Below are 20,407 nucleotides of genomic sequence, written 5' to 3' on the forward strand. Positions count from 1 at the left end.
GCAAAAATAAAATATTGAATTAAAGAAACTTAATAAAATGCAATTATCTGAAACCCATATTGTAGAAAAACTTGAAAAACCAATTCGTTTTCAAGAATATGGTGTTGGAATTTTCAAATCCATTCCAACAAAGTCTGGCATTAAAAAAGCCATAAAAAAAGAACTTGTTTTTATTGATGGAAGTTTAGCTACCACATCCAAATACATTTCCGGTGGAGAAAAAATAGAACTTTTTGAATCTAAAAATTCATCCACCTTTGAAAGATTAGAACTTGATATTGAAGTATTGTTTGAAGATGATCATTTAGCCATTATATACAAACCTGCAGGTATTTTAGTCAGTGGAAACAAATTTGTAACGATTGCAAATGGTTTAACCCAAAACCTTAAAAAAAGTACTTTAGCTGATGCAGTAAAACCACAACCAATCCACAGATTAGATTATCCTACAAGCGGACTTTTATTAATCGGAAAAACGAGCACTGCTATTACAGTATTAGGAAAGTTGTTTAAAGATAAAGAAATTCAGAAAACCTATTTTGCAATTACTATTGGTAAAATGAATGCTTCTGGAATTATTGATCTTTCTATTGATGAAAAAAAATCTCAAACAGAATATGAAGTTTTAGAATCTGTCCTTTCAGAACGATTTGGATTTTTAAACTTGGTAAAACTACAACCAAAAACAGGTAGAAAACATCAATTAAGAAAACATTTACTAGCTATTGAAAATCCTATTTTAGGTGATAAAGAATATTTTATAGAAAATAAAATTCTAAACGGAAAAGGCTTGTATTTACACGCTGCTAATTTAGAGTTTATTCATCCGTTTACAAAAGAATCTATTTTAATTACAAAAGAACTCCCTAAAAAATTTATAAAGATTTTTTCTGATTTTTAACTTTTATTTGCTTCCTTTTTTACTGAGAATCCATATTTAATTATATAAAGCCAACAAATAGTTTCTTCATTTTAAAAATATTAATTTAGCAACCTCTTATAAATTATAATACATGAAGAAGTTTTTTAAATTTATCGGAATTATAATAGTACTTATAATTGCAACCATAGCTATTTATTATTTGACGAACAACGAATCTTTACCCAAAGGAACACAAGGAAAGGAAGCAGATGAATTGGCTATTAAAATGTTGAGTTCCCTAAACATTGATGCATATAATAATACCGAAATTATAAAATGGAGTTTTAGGAATGAACATCATTACACTTGGCATAAGCAAGAAAACATAGTTCATATTTCTTGGGCACAATACAAGGTAACTTTACATACGAAAGACCCAGAAAAATCGGAAGTATATATTGATGGAAATCTTACAGGAAACAAAGAATTAATAACACAAGCACAAGATTTTTTTAACAACGATTCTTTTTGGTTGGTTGCTCCGTATAAAGTTTTTGATCCAGGAACAGAAAGACGCCTTGTAAAATATAATGGCAAAGATGCTCTATTAATTACGTACACCTCAGGCGGATCAACTCCTGGAGATTCTTATTTATGGATTTTGGACGATAATTACTTACCTAGATCTTTTAAAATGTGGGTTTCAATAATTCCTATGGGCGGCGTTTCTGCAACTTGGTCTGATTTAAAAAACACAGAGTCTGGTATAAAATTACCCAAATCACATACCTTTTCTTTATTCGGCTTACAATTAGATATGGGAAATGTGAAAGCATACAATGAAAAAGCAAACGAATTAGCCAATAAAATTTTAAAAGCAATAAAACATGAAGCTTATAAAAAAACACGATTTATAGAATGGAGTTTTGCTGGTAAAAGACATTTTAAATGGGATAAAGAAAAACATGTTGTAGCCGTTTCTTGGGATACTATTCGTGTAAATTTATTTCCTAGAAACAGAGAAAAAAGTACGATTTTCTTCAATAATAAAAAACAAGAAATTGCAGATACTACCATTGTAAAAAAAGTTTGGGACATTTTTAATAATGATTCTTTTTGGTTGGTTGCTCCTCATAAACTTTTTGAAAACGGAATTATAAGAAGTATTTATAAAGAAGAGAACAAAGATGCTTTATTAGTAAAATACACAACTGGCGGCTCTACGCCTGGAGATTCATATCTTTGGCTTTTAGATTCTAATGATGTTCCTAAAAGTTATAAAATGTTTGTACCAAGTAAAAAAATGAACGGAACTCCCGCTACTTGGCAAGATTGGACAACCACAGAAAGTGGAACTTTATTACCAACAAATCATGTATTTGGTAATGGAAAAATTTTAAGCATGGGAACCGTAAAAGGATATAACTAATGAATTCGAAAATAATAGCAAACGGAATTTTAAGAGCCTTGAGTATTCTATTAGGAATTTTCCTTCTAGGCTATTTTTTATATACAATTCAATCTGTAATAGTTTATATTATTATTGCAGGAATTTTATCATTAATTGCAAGACCCATCATTCTTTTTCTTAGAAAAAGATTAAAGTTTCCGAACACAATGGCAGTTGTATTTACAATGGTTTTAATGTTAGGACTTTTAACAGGTTTAATTCTAATGTTTATCCCCTTAGTGGCTGAGCAAGGTAAAAGTTTATCATTATTAGAAGTCGATAAATTACAAGCAAATATTCAAGAAATATTTAACCAAATAACCTCTTATTTTTCATCGAAAGGAATTGATGTTTTAAACGAATTAAAAAATCTAAATTTTGTTTCTCAATTTAAAGAAATTCCTGATTTTTTAAATGCTATTTTGGCTGCTGTAGGTACTTTAAGTGTTGGCCTATTTTCAGTATTATTTATCTCTTTCTTTTTTATGAAAGACAAATTATTACTAAAAAAAGCGGTGATGACAATAATTCCTAAAGGAAATGAAGGTCGATTCTCTAAATCTTTGGAAACCATTAACGATTTACTATCAAGATATTTTATAGGATTACTTTTTCAGATTACGATTCTATTTGTTTTATACACCATTATTTTGTTAATTTTCGGCATAGACAATGCAGTAGTTATAGCCTTTTTATGTGCCTTATTAAACTTAATTCCTTATGTGGGACCTTTAATAGGTGCTGTTATTATGTTTGTTTTATCGATGACTAGTAATATTGGTCAAGATTTTCAAACAGAAATTTTACCCACAACTATGTACGTAATGATTGGTTATTTTATCGCTCAATTAATTGATAATTTTGGGAGTCAGCCTATTATATTTTCAAAAACCACCAAATCGCATCCTTTAGAAATCTTTTTAATTATTATTATCGGTGGGTTACTTTTTGGAATTGTGGGCATGATTACTGCAGTACCAATGTACACCGCCTTAAAAGTGATTTTAAAAGAGTTTTTGTCTGATAATAAAATAGTAAAATCGATTACAAAAGATATTTAAATTGTCCTTAAATTTAGCAATATTACATCCAGAAGTTCAGCAATTTATTACTGATCATTTAAAATCGAACATTACAAAACTGATTTTAAAAGGAAGTCCTTTTACGGATATCTCTATTCAAGAATTGGCGAATCAAATTGTTGCAAAACAAAAATCTGAACAGAAACTTTCTACCTGGTTTCAGACAAAAAACATTTATTATCCACCTAAAATAAGCATCGAACAAACATCATCAGAAATTACAGCAAAATACAAATGTAATTTAGTTTCTGGTAACTCTATTATAGATATTACAGGTGGTTTTGGTGTAGATTGTTTTTACTTTTCTAAACAATTTAAAGAAGTTACGCACTGCGAAATTAATAATCATTTATCTGCAATTGTTAAGCACAATTATCAGCAATTAAAAAAAGAAAACATTACTACTTTTTCTGGTGATGGAATTGAATTCCTTAAAAATGACACCGCTAATTTCGATTGTATTTACATAGATCCATCAAGAAGAGATGATGTAAAAGGAAAAGTTTTTTTACTGAAAGATTGTTTACCTAATGTTCCAGAAAATATCGACTTTTTGTTTTCTAAAACAAATCAAATTCTCCTTAAAAACTCTCCCATTTTAGATATTACTAGCACTATAAATGAATTAAAATATGTAAAAGAAATTCATATTATTGCAGTAAATAATGAAGTAAAAGAATTACTATTTTTATTAGAAAAAGAGTATGATCAACCTATAAAAATTAAAACTGTTAATATTGGTAAAAAAGAACTGCAAACCTTTAACTTTAATTTTAAAGAGGAACTAACTTCAGAATATTCTAAACCGCTTACTTATTTATATGAACCAAATGCTGCCATTTTAAAATCTGGTGGTTTTCATGAAATTTCACAACAATTAAAAGTATTTAAATTACATCAACACTCACATTTATATACCTCAGATCAAATTATCAATTTTCCTGGACGGGTTTTTAAAATAGAAAAAGTAGTAAATTATGATAAGAAAAAACTAAAGAAATTAGTACCTGAAAACAAAGCCAATATTACAACTAGAAATTTCCCAAAAACAGTAGCTCAAATTAGAAAAGAAACAAAACTTAAAGACGGTGGCAATTTATATCTATTCCTTACTACACTTAATATAAATGAGTATGCTGTTCTTATTTGCAAAAAAACACAACTTAATTAGCTAAATGTTAATAAATTAAATTTTATTTTCAATATTACAATCAGTTTTTTATTAAATTTACCTACACTTTAAGTGTTCCTTGATTAGGGGCTTGAAACACTTAAATAAAAAGTCTCGAATTCACTTTCGAGACTTTTGTTTTTTAGCAACTACTTTTTTCAGTAAGTTTGTATTGGAAGCTTAACTTTATAAATCATGCAAACGATTACTTATCAAGCACTAAAAATTAATGAAAATACACAAACTTCAATTCACGATGTTTTGGTAGTAGAAGCTGCATTACAAATTAATATTAATAAAGAACCTTATACTGTGGTTATGAGAACCCCAGATAATGACAACGCTTTAATAAGAGGTTTGCTTTTTGCCGAAGATATTTATAAAAGTAATAAAACTTTAAATTTTGAAGTGGTTAAGGAAGAAAATGGAAGTCCTACTATTATAAATATTCCTATTTCTAAAGATTTGTTAGGAAAAGGGTATTTGAATAAAAGAACATTATTATCTGTTTCTTCTTGCGGAATTTGCGGTAAAAAAGAATTAAAAGACATTAAAGTGCATGGGGAAAAATTAACACAACCAAATTCTTTTTCCAGTGATATTTTACATGAAATGTTTTTAAGAATGAATGATTTTCAACATACTTTTAAAAATTCTGGAGGAAGTCATGCTGCAGCACTTTTTAATAAAAACCACGAATTTTTAACTGTTAAAGAAGATATTGGCAGACACAATGCTGTTGATAAAGTAATTGGAGATTTGTTGATAAAAGATTATTTAAGCCATGCAAAATACTTATTGGTAAGTGGCCGAGTTTCTTATGAAATTGTTTCGAAAGCCTTCATTGCAAAAATACCTATTATTGTAGCCGTTTCTGCTTGCTCTTCTTTAGCGGTAGATTTTGCCAAAGAATTTGGTATCTGCTTAATTGGTTTTACCAGAGACAACAAAATGACCATTTATTCAAATCCATCATTTATTAAAACAAAAACAATTTATGTCTAAAAAATTAAACGAACAACCTCCCGAAAAATTAACAGGAATTCGTTTAACAGAAGTTCCAAAAACTGCTGTTGGTGTAAAGGCTATTGTTTCTGCTTTAACTCATATAAAGAATGAAGTTGGTGTTACAAAAGGGATTCAATTGTTATCAAAACTAAATCAAAAAGATGGTTTTGATTGCCCTGGTTGTGCATGGCCAGATCCTGATGAGAAAAGGGCTTTTTTAGCAGAATATTGCGAAAATGGAGCTAAAGCAGTAGCAGAAGAAGCAACTAAAAATAAAGTCTCTCCTATATTTTTTACAACACATTCTGTGCAAGAATTGTCTGAATTATCAGATTATGAAATTGGTAAAAGTGGTCGAATTACACACCCCATGTATTTACCTGAAGGAGCAACTAATTACGAAGAAATTTCTTGGAAAAAAGCTTTTAAATTAATTGGTGAAGAATTAAATTCTTTAAACTCGCCAGATGAAGCCATTTTTTACACTTCTGGCAGAACTAGTAATGAAGCCGCTTTTTTATATCAATTATTTGTGCGCCAATTTGGGACAAATAATTTACCAGATTGCTCTAATATGTGCCATGAATCTAGTGGTGTTGCACTTTCTCAAACACTAGGAATAGGAAAAGGTTCTGTTACGTTAGACGATTTTAATCATACAGATTTAGTCATTGTTATTGGGCAAAACCCAGGGACAAACCACCCAAGAATGTTAAGTGCTTTAGGTGAAACAAAAAAACAAGGTGGAAAAATAATAACGATAAATCCGCTACCAGAAGTTGGTTTAATGAATTATAAAGATCCTCAAAATCCTTTAAAATGGATTGGTAGTGGACAAGATTTAACCGATTTATTTTTACCTGTAAAAATTAATGGTGATGTTGCTTTATTAAAAATCATCTTAAAGTTGATGAAAGAAAAAGAAGATGCTGAACCTAATTCTGTTTTCAATCATCAATTTATTGAAGAAAAAACAGCGGGCTTAGAAACTCTTTTAGAAGATTTAGACAAATATTCTATAGATACCTTATTACCACAAACTGGTTTAACATTAGAACAAATTAAGGAAACTACAGACCTAATTATCAACAATAAGAATATAATTATTTGTTGGGCAATGGGTTTAACTCAACATAAAAATGGGGTTGATAATATCCGTGAGGTTGTAAACATCTTATTATTAAAAGGTAGTATAGGAAAAAAAGGAGCAGGAACTTGTCCTGTGCGTGGTCATTCAAATGTGCAAGGAGATAGAACCATGGGAATTTGGGAAAGACCGCCAGCTTCCTTTCTAGATAATTTAGAAAAAGAGTTTGAATTTAAAGCCCCAAGAAAATTTGGTTTTGATGTTGTAGAAGCTATAGAAGCCATGTATAAAAAAGATGCGAAAGTGTTTTTGGGAATGGGTGGTAATTTTATTTCTGCTACTCCAGATACTACTTTTACTGCAAAAGCATTACAAAACTGTAACTTAACAGTGCAAGTATCAACCAAACTAAATAGAAGTCATTTAATTACAGGTAAAAAAGCAATAATTTTACCCTGTTTAGGAAGAACAGAAAAAGATTTCCAAGAAAAAGGAGAACAATTTGTTTCTGTAGAAAACTCCATGGGTGTTGTGCATCAATCTAAAGGAACCTTAGCTCCTTGTGCAAGTCAATTATTAAGTGAAGCTGCAATTGTAGCTGGCATTGCTAATGCTACATTACCAAATTCAACAACCAATTGGTTAGAATTAATTTCTAATTACGACCTTATTCGTGATAAAATTGAAGCAACCATTCCTGGTTTTACAAATTTTAATGAACGTGTAAGAATTAAAGGCGGATTTTATTTACCAAACAATGCACGAGAAAATGATTTTACACCTACAAAAACGGGTAAAGCTAATTTTAGCATTAATAAACCTTCTGAAATTGAGTTAGAAAAAAATCAATTTATGATGATGACCATTAGAACTCATGACCAATACAACACTACCATTTACGGTTTAAATGATAGATACAGAGGTGTTTTAAATGAAAGAAGAGTTATTTTTATGAATGAAAACGACATGAATTCATTACATTTAAAAAAATTAGATTTAGTTGATTTAACAAGTCATTTTAAGAATGAAGAAAGAATAGCAAAAGGTTTTTTGGTTGTTCCTTATGAGATTCCTAATCAATGTACAGCTACTTATTTTCCAGAAGCAAATGTACTCGTGCCTTTAAAAAGTAAAGCAGATATTAGTAATACTCCTACTTCTAAAACAGTAATTATTACCATCAAAAAAAGATAAAAATCACTTTATGAAAAAGATTATTTTTTTATTTATAGTACTTATTTCTCAACAAATACTATTTTCTCAAACAGAAAATATTCCGAAGAAAATAACACAAAAAGGATTTGCAAAAATAGATTTCCTTTCCATAGATATGCCTATTTTAGAAATTGATGGTATCCTTTCTGAAGAACCAAACATGGGATTTACCGGTATTCATTATAATCTATTTTTAAATGATGAATTCTATGCTGGTGTTGGACTTTATGGTTCTATTTCCGGCATTAGAGGAGGTTTTTTTACATTAGGTGTAAATGCAGGTCTTAAAAAATATTTTTCTGAAAAATTATATGCAGATACCGGTTTTCATTTTGGTGGCGGTGGTGGTGCGGGTGCTCCAGATGGTGGTGGTGCTTTTATCTTACCTCATTTTAATTTAGGTTATGATTTTAAAGACTTTTCAATAAATGGAGGTTGGAGTTATATTAACTTTTTTGATGGTGGAGAAATTAAAGGACACCAACTAAATGTTGCTTTAGAAATTCCTTTAGATTTTGAATATTCAAATTATAAATCGGCAGAAAAAGAAATAGATTTAAATTCTTTTGAGAATAACAGTTGGAATCAAAATCCAAAAAGAAATTCTTTAATGGTTCATTTTAATAACCTTAAAATCAAAGGAGATACACAAGGAATTAATAATGGAAAAACCATAAAATTAGCTGGATTCGAATTTACTTCTTACATACATAAAAACTGGTTTACATTCTTAAAAGTAGATGGCGCCTATGATGGCATTAGAGCTGGTTATATGGATGTTTTTTTAGGTGGAGGTTATCATTTATCAATGAACAATAACAGAACCAACATTTTAGCTAAATTTGGTATTGGTGCCGGCGGCGGCGGCGGGATAAATACTAATGGTGGTTTTTTAATCTACCCAGACATCTCTTTAGAACAACAACTATTTAAAGACATTTATGTTTCCGTTAACAAAGGGTATTTATTAACGCCAAATAAAGATTTTTATACCTCTACTTTTGGAGTTGGTATTAAATATTATATAGAGAGAAATGGTGTAAAAATCGAAAACAATTCTTTTACACAAGGAAAATTTAAAGGTTTTGAGGTAATTGTAAAGCAAGACATGTATTTTAATGCCAAAAGAATGGAAGATGTAACAGAACACATGCATCAAATTTCTTTACAAGTAAATTTAGATTTAAATAAAAATATATTTGTAGCTGGTCAAACTTCTTTTGCCAATTTTGGTAATGCAGGTGCTTATGCAGAAGGTTTGGTTGGTTTAGGTTTAAAAACGAATCCGATGTTAAATAATTCTACTTCCTTTTTTACACAAGTTTTAGGAGGTGCCGCAGGTGGAGGAAACATTAGTACAGGACAAGGTTTAATTATAAAACCTAGTTTAGGATTCAATTATGAGCTTTCTAAAACGTTAAATTTAAGAGCAGCTTCAGGTTATGTAAAAGCAAAAGGAGGCGAATTGAGTAGCCCTTTTATCAACCTTGGTTTAAAGTATAACATCTCTTTTTTGAAGTTGAAATAATGAAAAACATCGCTAGTATTAAAAAATATTTTTAATACTAGCGATGTTTTTATATTTATCACCTTATTTTAAATATTTTCTCTTAAATAATTTACAACAAAGTCTATTTCTTGTTTTGTAGTATATTTTGAAAAAGAAAAACGAACTGAAGTTTTATCGGCATCAGCATCATTTAAAATTTCTCTTAAAACATGTGAACCTTTATTGCTTCCACTTTGGCATGCACTTCCACCAGAAACAGCAATTTCAGCCATATCTAAACTAAATAAAAGCATCTCATTTGTAAAAGGAAAACGCACATTTAAAATGGTATAACTACTTTTTTCTAAGTCTGAAGAAAGTCCGTTAAACTGAATATTTTTAGAAAGACTCTTTAATTCAGTCATAAAATATCCTTTTAAATTTTCTATATCTTTTTTGTCCTTATCTAAATTTTTAATTGCAATTTCTAATGCTTTTTCCATGCCTAAAATTGCATGTACATTTTCTGTACTAGACCTAGCTCCCATTTCTTGATCGCCACCATGAAGCATCGGTAAAATTCCAAATCCTTTTCTAAAAAAGGCAAACCCTACACCTTTTGGTCCATGAAACTTATGTGCACTTGCTACAATAAAATCTACAGGTATTTTTTGTAAATCAATTGGATAATGAGTAATAGCTTGTACAGTATCTGAATGAAATAATGCATTGTTATTTTTACAAATTACAGCAATAGTATCAATATCTAAAATGTTACCAATTTCATTATTTATCAACATTAAACTTACTAATGTTTTTTCTTTTGAAGCTGATAAAAGTTCTTCTAAATGTTTAGTATTAACTGTTCCAAATTCATCAACATCAACATAATCTACAATAATGTGATGTGTTTTTTCTAAATGATTACACGTATGTAAAACGGCATGATGCTCTATTTTAGATGTAATAATTCTTTTAACTCCAAGATTAAAAACAGCATTGTGTAAAATTAAATTATCTGCTTCTGTACCTCCTGCAGTAAAAATAATTTCACTTGCAGTTACATTAAAATGTTTCGCAATTTTTTTTCTTGCAGTTTCTACCGCAGTTTTTGCTTTTCTTCCAAAATGATGAATTGATGAAGGATTACCATAATTACTTTTCATAGAAGTATATATTACATCTATAACTTCATCATCTATTTGTGTGGTTGCTGCGCTATCTAAATAAACAGTATTCATAACTTAAAATTACAATTAATTAGGGTTTTGAAAAATGTAAACCTCTGTTGCTCCTAATCCATATTTCTTATAGGAAGCATCATAAAATTTAACAGGGTATTTACTTAACAATCTTTGAAGTTCTGATCTTAATACTCCTTCTCCTACTCCATGAATAAAGACTACTTTAGAAATTCTTTTAGAAATAGCAAACTCTACTTTGTTTTTTGCGGTATCTAGCTGAAGATTTAACATATCATAATTATCCATATATTTTGTAGATTTTGCAAGTTTATTTATATGTAAATCGACTTCTAAAATCACTTCCTTTTTTTCCTTTTTGAATAAACTTTTCTTCGGTGGATTTTGGGCTATCTTATCTTTTAATAAAGCATTATTTATATCGCTATATTTAGATAATTCATGTTGCTCTACATCAATTCTAACTAACTCAGACGAATGAAACTTAAACACCATACCATCCGTAGTTTCTACAAAAATCTCATCACCATTAATATTGATGACTTTTCCTTTTAGAACATCATCTAAAACGGCTACCTTATTTCCAATTTCTAAATTCATTCTAAATTTTAAATTAATTCTACTAAAACTTTACAAAGATATGTTCGCTACAAAAATAACAAGATGAAATAGGTTTCTCCTAAAAACAGTATAAATTCTCAGAATAAAATTATGCGCAAAAAGATGTCTTTAAAACAGCTATCTTTTTTATAAATTTTTTAATTTATCACCAAAAAGTAATAACAAAATAATTGGGATACCCAATGAGATAACTAAAACCTTATTTGTATTAAATAATGAAGGGTTTAATAAAAGTGATATTACAAAACCTCCTATAGCTCCCCCTAAATGTGCAGAATGACCGACATTACCCAATTGCTTTTTCATTCCGTAAATTGAATATAGTAAATACCCAACTCCAAAAATATAACCAGGAATTGGTATTGGAATAAAAAATAAATACAGTTCCATTCCCGGATATAAAAGTATAGATGCGTATACAATACCAGAAACTGCACCAGAGGCACCTATGGAACTATAATAAGGATCATTTTTGTGGTATCTAAGTGAATATAAACTGCCTGCTAATAGACTACCAAAATAAATAATTAAAAAATTTACAACTCCTAAAATATGTACTACAATATCTCCAAAAAGATATAAAGCATACATATTAAAACCAAGATGCATCCAATCAACATGCAAAAAACCAGAGGTAATTGTTCTTATTTTTTCGCCAGATAAAACTTTACCTACTTGAAATTTATATTTGTCTAGAAAAGCATAATCCTTAAACCCTTTCATAGAAACCAAAACATTGGCTATAATTAGTAATAAAACTGCTTGATTTATATTATTCATCATACAACAAACTTACTAAAATCTGATTTACTAATACTATATCAATTTAAATTTATATCCGATATTTGCAATCTAAAATAATACTCCATGCATTTAATAGTCTTTAGTCTTATATATCCTTTCATCTGGTTATTTTCTAAACTTCCTATGAGGATATTATACCTAATTTCCGATGGACTTTACTACTTAAACTACTATATTATTGGTTATAGAAAAAAAGTTGTACTAGAAAATTTACGTTTAGCTTTTCCTGAAAAAAGTGAGAAAGAAATTATAAAAATAAGTAAAGGTTTTCTTAGACATCTTTCCGATTTTATTGTAGAAACGATAAAAACCTTTACAATTTCCGAAAAAGAAATTTCCAAAAGAATAAAATATAAAAACATTGATTTACTTAAAGAAGTTGCAAAAAACGGAAAAAGTATTTCGTTAGTTGGAATTCATCAAGCAAATTGGGAATGGCTTACGGGTTTACCTTTACAAATTAAAAAACCACATTTTTATGCTGCTTATACTAAAGTCGAAAATAAGTATTTTGAAAAGGTTGTTAAAATGTCTCGCTCTAAATTTGGTGGAACTCTGTATAGAACAACAGATACAATAAGAAATATTCACAGGAATTTTGTAAATAAAAAACAAGGAATTTATATTTTGTTAAGCGATCAATCTCCAATAATAAATAAAACTCATTATTGGTCTGAATTTATGGGAATAAAAGTTCCTATTCATACGGGTGCGGAAGCATTAGCTAAAAGGTACGATATGTCTTTTGTCTACTGGACGACAAGAAAAATTAAAAGAGGTTATTATGAAGTAGAATTTGAATTGATTACTGAAAACCCAAAAGAATATAAAGATTACCAACTTACCGATAAGTTTTTAGAAATAACGGAAAGGAATATTAGAAACCAACCAGAGGTTTATTTATGGTCTCACAAACGTTTTAAACATAGAAATAAAGTACCAAAAGAGTTTTTATAATTCTTTTAGTACTTTATTTATAATTTTTATATGCGAAATCTTCCTCCTATAAGTATGTTTCTCTGAAAAAAAGTAAAACTTTGAGATGCTCCATCATTTGGATTATAGGTAGTTTGAACATCTGGCATATTTATATAACCAAACTTTAAATCTGATTGAATATAGAAATATTTAAAGAAAGTTAAATCTATACCAACTACAGCAGAAGCTCCCCAACCGGCAATATGAAACTCATCATGTCTTTCTTGATTAAATAAAGTTACATCTGTTCTTGGATATAAAATACCAGCTCCTAAACCTTCACTAAGGTTTATTTGAAAGTTTTTATGGTTTATACCTATCAAATGACCAATTTCATCAAATCGTCTAAACTCAACATTTACATAGTTTAAACCATCTGTATGCTCTAGCTGCAAAAAATCTTTAGACAATATTCTATCTTCATTGTTATAAACTTTATCAAAATCAGGATTACCAGAATTTGTAATAACTCCATCAATTTTAACTGTTTGGTCTGCAACCATTACATACTTCATGTGATCTACACCAATAGAAATTGTATAATTTTCCTTTAAAAAATAACCTATTCTATAATTATTCTGAGGAATCGTAATATTTCCTGGATTAAAATAATCATTAAAACTAAACGGAGTCTGCCTGTCTTTTGCTCTTACATTATGTAAGGTAAAATCGTAGCTACCATTATCGCCTTTAAAATGAATATCAGAATTAGAATAATTAGCCCTATTCCATCCCCAATAAAAAAAGAACTTTCCTTTATTTGTTATTTTATCTACTTTTTTAAAATCTTCTGTCTTTTTTTCTTGTGAAAAAGCACAGATACTCATTAATAAAAATGAACCTATAATTACTTTATTTTTCAAAATATTATGCTATAATTGCTTTAATTTCATTGATAAATCTTACTGCTAAGTCATCTGCAGCTTGCTGTGATTTTGCTTCTGTATAAATTCTAATAATTGGTTCTGTATTCGATTTTCTTAAATGAATCCATTCGTCTGCAAAATCAATTTTTACACCATCTATTGTATTAACATCTTCGTTAGAATAGGTAGACGCCATTGTTTCTAAAATCTTGTCAACATCTATTTCTGGTGTTAACTGAATTTTATTTTTACTCATAAAATAACTTGGGTAAGAATCTCTTAATTCTTTACAAGATATTTTTTTATTTGCTAAATGCGATAAAAACAAAGCAACACCTACTAGAGAATCTCTACCATAATGAGAAGCAGGATAAATGATTCCGCCATTTCCTTCTCCACCAATTACTGTATTGGTTTCTTTCATTTTGATAACCACATTTACTTCACCAACTGCAGAAGCAGTGTATGTTCCGCCATGTTTTTGGGTAACATCTCTTAAGGCTCTAGAAGATGATAAATTAGAAACCGTATTTCCTCCTCCTAATTTCCCTAAAACATAATCTGCACAAGCAACTAATGTATATTCTTCTCCGAACATAGAACCGTCTTCCGAAATTAAAGCCAAACGATCTACATCTGGATCTACTACAATTCCGAAATCTGCTTTTTTCTTAACTACTAATTTAGAAATATCTGTTAAGTGCTCTTTTAAAGGCTCTGGATTGTGAGGAAACTCACCATTTGGAGTACAATATAACTCTACACATTTTACGCCTAATTCTTTTAATAAAGCCGGTATAAAAATTCCTCCTGTAGAATTTACGCCATCTACAACTACTTTAAATTTTGCTTTTTTAATAGCCTTAACATCTACTAAATCTAGTTTTAGAACTTCTTTAATATGTTTTTTAAGGTATTTTTTATTCTTTTTATAAGAACCTAAATCATCTACTTCTGCAAATGAAAAATCTTCACTTTCTGCTAAAACTAAAATTTGCTCTCCTTCTGCTCCGTTTAAAAACTCTCCTTTTTCATTTAAAAGTTTTAAAGCATTCCATTGTTTTGGGTTGTGAGAAGCGGTTAAGATGATTCCTCCATCTGCTTTTTCTAAAGGTACAGCAACTTCTACGGTTGGTGTTGTAGATAAACCTAAATCGATTACATCTATTCCTAAACCAACTAACGTATTCGCTACTAAACTAGATATCATTTTACCAGAAATACGAGCATCTCTACCAATGACCACTTTTATTTTTTTCTTACCTGCATTTCTTGCTTTAATAAATGCACCGTAAGCTGAAGCAAATTTTACTGCATCTATTGGTGTTAAATTATCAGCAGTTTTTCCACCAATGGTTCCTCTAATTCCTGATATTGATTTTATTAATGTCATATTTTATGGTTGTCTTTTTAAGCGGAACAAATATAATTCTATTAAGTGATAAAATAAATTAGTGAGCTGTTAATTTTGTGCACGCTATATGTTAGCAAAAATGTGCGTTAGGGATTGTAACGGCATCCTTTTTATAGCCCTTATTAAAAAGCGTCATTGCGAGGAACGAAGCAATCTGTTAATTAATGATGAGATTGCCACAGTTTACAAAAAAGTAAACTTCGCAATGACAGCTATAAAAAGATACAGTGAAAAGCCCGACCTTTTTAGGGAACGCCCAGAGAAAGTGTTGGCTGTATTCAGTATTCAGTATTCACTAATGAAAAATATTTTTTTTTATACTGGAAAATTTTAAGGCACAAAAAAAGTCGATACAAATTGTATCGACTTTTAAAATATATTAGAAATGTAAATGATTATTTACCTTCTTCCATTTTTTTCTTTAATGCTGCAAGACCACCAATATCTCCTAAGGTAGTTTTTTCTGCTTCTGCTGCTTTCTTAACGGCAACTTTCACATTTCTTTTCTCTTGCTCTTTAAATAAAGATGTATGAGAAACAACAACTCTTCTGTATTCTTTAGAGAATTCTAAAACTACAAATTCTATTGTGTCTCCTTTTTCTAATTTAGAACCATCTTCTTTTTCTAAGAATCTTGTAGGTGCAAATCCTTCTACGCCATCAGCGAAAGTTACAACTGCTCCTTTATCATTCTTTTCTTTGATTGTTCCTGTGTGCTTAGAACCGATTGCATACGTAGCTTCATGTGCATCCCAAGGGTTATCTTGTGTTTGCTTATGACCTAAGTTTAACTTTCTGTTCTCTACATCTAATTCTAATACTTGTACTTCAAGCTTATCACCAACAGTTACAAAATCTGAAGGATGTTTCACTTTCTTAGTCCAAGATAAGTCTGAGATATAAACTAAACCATCAATACCTTCTTCTAATTCTACGAATACACCAAAGTTAGTATAGTTACGAACTGTACCAGTGTGAGTAGAACCTACAGGATATTTAGTAGTAATATCTGTCCAAGGATCTGGGTGTAATTGTTTAATACCTAAAGACATTTTACGGTCTTCACGGTCTAAAGTTAAAATTTGAGCTTCAACTTTATCTCCAACTTTTACGAAATCTTGTGCAGAACGTAAGTGAGTTGACCAAGACATTTCAGAAACGTGAATTAACCCTTCTACTCCTTGTTCTACTTCTACAAACGCACCATAATCAGCTAAAACAACAACTTCACCAGTTACTTTATCTCCAACTTTTAAGTCAGTGTTTAAAGCTTCCCAAGGATGAGCAGATAATTGTTTTAAACCTAATTGAATTCTAGATTTGTTATCATCAAAGTCTAAAATTACAACGTTTAATTTTTGATCTAATTCTACAACCTCATTAGGATGATTGATTCTAGACCAAGATAAATCAGTAATATGTACTAATCCGTCTACACCACCTAAATCAACAAAGACACCATAAGAAGTAATGTTTTTAACAATACCTTCTAATACTTGTCCTTTTTCTAATTGACCAATAATTTCTTTTTTCTGTAATTCAATATCAGCTTCAATAAGAGCTTTATGAGATACAACAACGTTTTTAAATTCGTGGTTGATTTTAACAACTTTGAATTCCATTGTTTTCTCAACATATTGATCGTAATCTCTAATTGGCTTAACGTCAATTTGAGATCCTGGTAAGAATGCTTCGATTCCGAAAACATCTACAATCATACCACCTCTAGTTCTACATTTAACGAAACCGTTAACTACTTCACCAGTTTCATGAGCATTGTTAACACGTTCCCATGCTTTAATAACTCTTGCTTTTTTGTGAGATAATACTAACTGACCAGAAGAATCTTCTCTTTTGTCAACTAATACTTCTACTTTATCTCCAACAGCTAAACCTTGGTTGTAACGGAATTCGTTTAAAGAAATAACTCCTTCAGATTTAGAGTTGATATCGATGATTGCATCTCTATCAGTAATTCTGATTACAGTTCCTTCAATTACGTCACGCTCGTTTACAAAACCTACAGTTCCTTCTAATGCTTTTTCAAATGCTTGTAATTTTTCCTCATCAACAGCTTCAATACCTTGTTCGTATTTGTGCCAGTTAAAATCAGCTAAAAATTGTTGTGGATCTACAGCTGGAGTCGCTGTTTCTTGTACTTCAGCAGCAACTACTTGCTCTTCAGTGTTTTTTGTTTCTTCAGACATTTCTGAATAATAATTTTGTATCTTATTGTTTATCAGATTTTAACGATATAAACGCAAAGAGTTGTTTTTATAAATTGTTTTAAATATCCTTCTTATAAATCTGTTCTCGTAAAAAGGAGTGCAAATTTACAAAATTGTTTTGATTATTAAGCAATTAGAATTAATTTATTATTCCTTTTATTCTTGATACACAAAAAACTACCTTTGCACTTTTAAAACCTTTTTAGGGTTGATATTAATGAAGATGGATAAAAAGACAAAAGATTTAGTAAACAAAGGTATTATGCTTCCGTTAATGGAAGAGTTTTATACAATACAAGGTGAAGGTTCTCATACAGGCACTGCAGCTTATTTTATTAGAGTTGGTGGTTGCGATGTGGGTTGCCATTGGTGTGATGTTAAAGAAAGTTGGAATGCAGAATTGCACCCACCAACCCTAGCAGATACAATTGTAAAGAATGTAACAAAACACGCTAAAACGGTTGTTATTACGGGTGGAGAACCTTTAATGTGGCCAATGAATTATATTACAGAATTACTTCAGCAGAATAATATAAAAACACATATAGAAACTTCTGGAGCCTATTCTTTTTCCGGAAAATGGGATTGGTTTTGTCTTTCACCAAAGAAAACAAAAATGCCTTTAGACGAATGTTATCCAGAAGCAGACGAACTTAAAATGATTATTCATAACAAGTCAGATTTTGATTTTGCTGAACAAGAAGCTGCCAAAGTTGGCGAAAAATGTCAGTTATTTTTACAACCAGAATGGAGTAAAAAAGAAAAAATGACACCAGAAATTGTAGATTATGTGATGAAAAATCCAAAGTGGAAAATTTCTTTACAAACGCATAAATACCTGAATATTCCATAATATTCAGGTATTAACTATTTTTATTAGAAGCTGTTTCCTGCTTTCACTACTCGCTTTTTTTATCCTAAAAAGGAATAAAAAAGAGCTCAAACAAACCGTTCAATCAGGGCTAAGCGCATTTATAAATTTAATGTTATTCAGAAAGTTTTCTATCTACTAACGTACAAATACGTTCAAATTGCTCTGTAATTCCCATATCAGAATTATCAAAACCAATTGCATCAATTGCTTTCATTAAAGGAGAGTCTTCTCTCGTAGAATCAATTCTATCTCTTTCTTCAACATTAAAAAGAATATCTTTAAAATCCACTTTATCACCTCTATCAACCAACTCTTTATAACGTCTGGTTGCCCTTTTATCCGCAGATGCGGTCATAAATAATTTCAGTTCTGCACCCGGAAAAACAACAGTACCAATATCTCTACCGTCCATAACAATTCCACTATTTTCTCCCATTATTTGTTGTTCAGCCACCAACTTTTTTCTTACTGCAGAAATAGTAGCTACTTTACTAACCAATTGAGATACCTCTAAAGTCCTAATTTCTTTCTCAACATTTTCACCATTCAAAAACATTTCCGCAAAACCCAATTCCTTGTTAAACTGAAAAGTAAGAGAAATATCTTTTAAACTAGAAACAAGTGCTTCTTTATCTAAAAAATCTTTACCTACAAAACTATTTTGTTTTGCAAACAAAGTAACAGCTCTGTACATTGCACCAGTATCTACATAAATATAATTATACTTTTTTGCTAGTAATTTAGCAATGGTACTCTTACCGGTAGATGAAAATCCATCAATTGCAATAATAATTTTTTTACTCATATTATCTTCTACTATCTAAATCTATTAATAAACTAAAAGTACTTGCATTTGCTGCAGAGTGATACTTAGAATACGCATAATTAAACTTTAATCTGTTCATTTGAATTCCAAATCCATAAGAAAAACCACTAAAAGTTCTCGCATTTTGTAATTTCAATTCCGCGGCTCTTCTAAAATTATAGCCCAACCTTAAATTAATAAAACTCTCAGGGAACAACTCTCCCCCAATTACAAAATGTCTAAAAGCATTACCAATAAAACCAACTTTATCATTAGTAATATTCCCTTCTAAATCCGTTGTTTGATCAGATGGGTTTGGCACTGAGATATCCCATTTCTGTAAATTATCAATAGTAGCATACCATTTTAAAGGAACATGTTCTAATTTATAAGAACCACCTAAAGCAACTTTAAAAGGTAATTTTTCGTTTACTCCATTATAAGTCTGTAATTGAACACCTATATTTCTAGCAACCAAAGTAAATGTAAAAGGCTTATAAGGACTGTAGTACAAAATAGCTAAATCTGTTGCCACACCAATAGAAGAAAAATTAGCTATATTAGAATTTATAAAACGAATATTAGAACCTACAAAAAAATTTGATCCTGGAATATTTAAAGCATAACCCACCGATACCGCTATATCACTAGCATTAAAATCTCCAGTTTCATTGCCTTCTTCATCAGCTCCAATTAAAGAACCATAATCAATATATTTAATACTTCCATGAATGGTACCAAACCGTCTAGAAATAGTTTTAGCATAAGCTAAAGAACCAATATTTATTCCCGCTAAAAAACTAGTATAATTGGCAGACAATTTATTGTCAATCTCAACACTAATTACAGAAGGGTTCCATATAGGTTGATTCACATCATCTAAAAGTGTTAAAACTTCTCCACCTAATGCAACTTGACGAGCAGAAGTAGATACATTTAAAAACTGATACACTTTTTCTCCCCCAACTTGTCCACGCATAGAACAAATAGAAAAAATAAAAATAGAAAATACAATGTTTTTATAATTCATTAAGAGATAAATAAACAGCTTCTAATAAATAACGAAAATAAGCTATAATATTATAAATAGAATAAACAAATATGATAAAATTCCACCAAAACATTTCATTTTAGCACAAAAAAAAACCTCAATTCATAAGAATTGAGGTTTAAAGAAAGGCGGCGACCTACTCTCCCACATAAATGCAGTACCATCGGCGCGATTGGGCTTAACTTCTCTGTTCGAGATGG

The 20,407-nt window shown here is 29.9% G+C and carries 17 protein-coding genes and 1 rRNA gene; 9 read left to right on the forward strand and 9 right to left on the reverse strand.

What is annotated here, in order from left to right:
• Positions 1-37 precede the first annotated feature (37 nt).
• The 7 genes from MPF19_RS06885 (at position 38) to MPF19_RS06915 (ending at position 9,403) form a co-directional block, all read left to right on the forward strand.
• Entirely contained in the window at positions 38-901 is an 864-nt protein-coding gene (locus tag MPF19_RS06885) for an RluA family pseudouridine synthase (protein WP_203393648.1), read from the forward strand.
• A 112-nt stretch (positions 902-1,013) separates the two neighbouring features.
• On the forward strand, positions 1,014-2,291 hold the full coding sequence (locus MPF19_RS06890; protein WP_203393649.1) for a hypothetical protein: 1,278 nt from the start codon (positions 1,014-1,016) through the stop codon (positions 2,289-2,291).
• Positions 2,291-3,373 carry an AI-2E family transporter gene (locus tag MPF19_RS06895; RefSeq protein WP_203393650.1) on the forward strand — a complete coding sequence of 361 codons (1,083 nt, stop codon included), beginning with the start codon at positions 2,291-2,293 and terminating at the stop codon, positions 3,371-3,373. The genes MPF19_RS06890 and MPF19_RS06895 overlap by 1 nt, the downstream gene beginning before the upstream one ends.
• Position 3,374: 1 nt before the next feature.
• Positions 3,375-4,565 carry a class I SAM-dependent methyltransferase gene (locus MPF19_RS06900; RefSeq protein ID WP_203393651.1) on the forward strand — a complete coding sequence of 397 codons (1,191 nt, stop codon included), beginning with the start codon at positions 3,375-3,377 and terminating at the stop codon, positions 4,563-4,565.
• 195 nt (positions 4,566-4,760) lie between these two features.
• Positions 4,761-5,570, forward strand: coding sequence for a formate dehydrogenase accessory sulfurtransferase FdhD (fdhD, locus tag MPF19_RS06905; RefSeq protein ID WP_203393652.1), 810 nt, complete (start codon positions 4,761-4,763; stop codon positions 5,568-5,570).
• Complete coding sequence (locus tag MPF19_RS06910) at positions 5,563-7,854, forward strand: FdhF/YdeP family oxidoreductase (RefSeq protein WP_249987399.1); 2,292 nt, start codon at positions 5,563-5,565, stop codon at positions 7,852-7,854. Before fdhD ends, MPF19_RS06910 begins: the two co-directional genes overlap by 8 nt.
• 10 nt (positions 7,855-7,864) lie before the next feature.
• Positions 7,865-9,403 (forward strand): hypothetical protein, encoded by a 1,539-nt coding sequence (locus MPF19_RS06915; RefSeq protein ID WP_249987401.1) that lies wholly within the window; start codon positions 7,865-7,867, stop codon positions 9,401-9,403.
• A gap of 68 nt (positions 9,404-9,471) precedes the next feature.
• On the opposite strand, the gene MPF19_RS06920 is transcribed toward MPF19_RS06915, so the two are convergent.
• The 3 genes from MPF19_RS06920 to MPF19_RS06930 all read right to left on the reverse strand — a co-directional run bounded on the left by MPF19_RS06920 (position 9,472) and on the right by MPF19_RS06930 (position 11,970).
• On the reverse strand, positions 9,472-10,605 hold the full coding sequence (locus MPF19_RS06920) for a cysteine desulfurase family protein (protein WP_203393655.1): 1,134 nt from the start codon (positions 10,603-10,605) through the stop codon (positions 9,472-9,474).
• A gap of 15 nt (positions 10,606-10,620) precedes the next feature.
• Entirely contained in the window at positions 10,621-11,166 is a 546-nt protein-coding gene (locus MPF19_RS06925; protein ID WP_203393656.1) for a DUF8465 domain-containing protein, read from the reverse strand.
• Positions 11,167-11,313: 147 nt separating this feature from the next.
• Positions 11,314-11,970 carry a rhomboid family intramembrane serine protease gene (locus MPF19_RS06930; RefSeq protein WP_249987403.1) on the reverse strand — a complete coding sequence of 219 codons (657 nt, stop codon included), beginning with the start codon at positions 11,968-11,970 and terminating at the stop codon, positions 11,314-11,316.
• An 84-nt stretch (positions 11,971-12,054) separates the two neighbouring features.
• On the opposite strand from MPF19_RS06930, the gene MPF19_RS06935 reads away from it, so the two are divergent.
• Positions 12,055-12,948 carry a lysophospholipid acyltransferase family protein gene (locus MPF19_RS06935; RefSeq protein ID WP_284041416.1) on the forward strand — a complete coding sequence of 298 codons (894 nt, stop codon included), beginning with the start codon at positions 12,055-12,057 and terminating at the stop codon, positions 12,946-12,948.
• 26 nt (positions 12,949-12,974) lie between these two features.
• Here MPF19_RS06935 and MPF19_RS06940 read toward each other — a convergent pair whose 3' ends face one another.
• The 3 genes from MPF19_RS06940 to rpsA form a co-directional block, all read right to left on the reverse strand.
• The gene (locus MPF19_RS06940) at positions 12,975-13,796 is read right to left on the reverse strand and encodes a hypothetical protein (protein WP_502925064.1); all 822 of its coding nucleotides are present in this window, start codon (positions 13,794-13,796) and stop codon (positions 12,975-12,977) included.
• Between the two features lie 40 nt (positions 13,797-13,836).
• The gene (gene glmM / locus MPF19_RS06945; RefSeq protein ID WP_249987409.1) at positions 13,837-15,228 is read right to left on the reverse strand and encodes a phosphoglucosamine mutase; all 1,392 of its coding nucleotides are present in this window, start codon (positions 15,226-15,228) and stop codon (positions 13,837-13,839) included.
• 416 nt (positions 15,229-15,644) lie between these two features.
• Positions 15,645-17,456, reverse strand: coding sequence for a 30S ribosomal protein S1 (gene rpsA, locus MPF19_RS06950; protein ID WP_249987410.1), 1,812 nt, complete (start codon positions 17,454-17,456; stop codon positions 15,645-15,647).
• A 244-nt stretch (positions 17,457-17,700) separates the two neighbouring features.
• Here rpsA and MPF19_RS06955 point away from each other — a divergent pair, with 244 nt between their 5' ends.
• Complete coding sequence (locus tag MPF19_RS06955) at positions 17,701-18,330, forward strand: 7-carboxy-7-deazaguanine synthase QueE (protein WP_203393661.1); 630 nt, start codon at positions 17,701-17,703, stop codon at positions 18,328-18,330.
• 133 nt (positions 18,331-18,463) lie between these two features.
• Here the strand turns inward: MPF19_RS06955 and cmk are convergent, their stop codons facing one another.
• From cmk to rrf, 3 genes are all read right to left on the reverse strand, one after another.
• Complete coding sequence (gene cmk, locus MPF19_RS06960) at positions 18,464-19,156, reverse strand: (d)CMP kinase (protein ID WP_203393662.1); 693 nt, start codon at positions 19,154-19,156, stop codon at positions 18,464-18,466.
• A gap of 1 nt (position 19,157) precedes the next feature.
• Positions 19,158-20,186, reverse strand: a complete 1,029-nt coding sequence (porQ, locus tag MPF19_RS06965; protein WP_249987412.1) for a type IX secretion system protein PorQ — start codon at positions 20,184-20,186, stop codon at positions 19,158-19,160.
• A gap of 144 nt (positions 20,187-20,330) precedes the next feature.
• Positions 20,331-20,407 (reverse strand): 5S ribosomal RNA (rrf, locus tag MPF19_RS19470); the annotation flags it as partial.

Source organism: Polaribacter sp. Z014, from assembly GCF_023555435.1.
Taxonomy (GTDB): Bacteria; Bacteroidota; Bacteroidia; order Flavobacteriales; family Flavobacteriaceae; genus Polaribacter.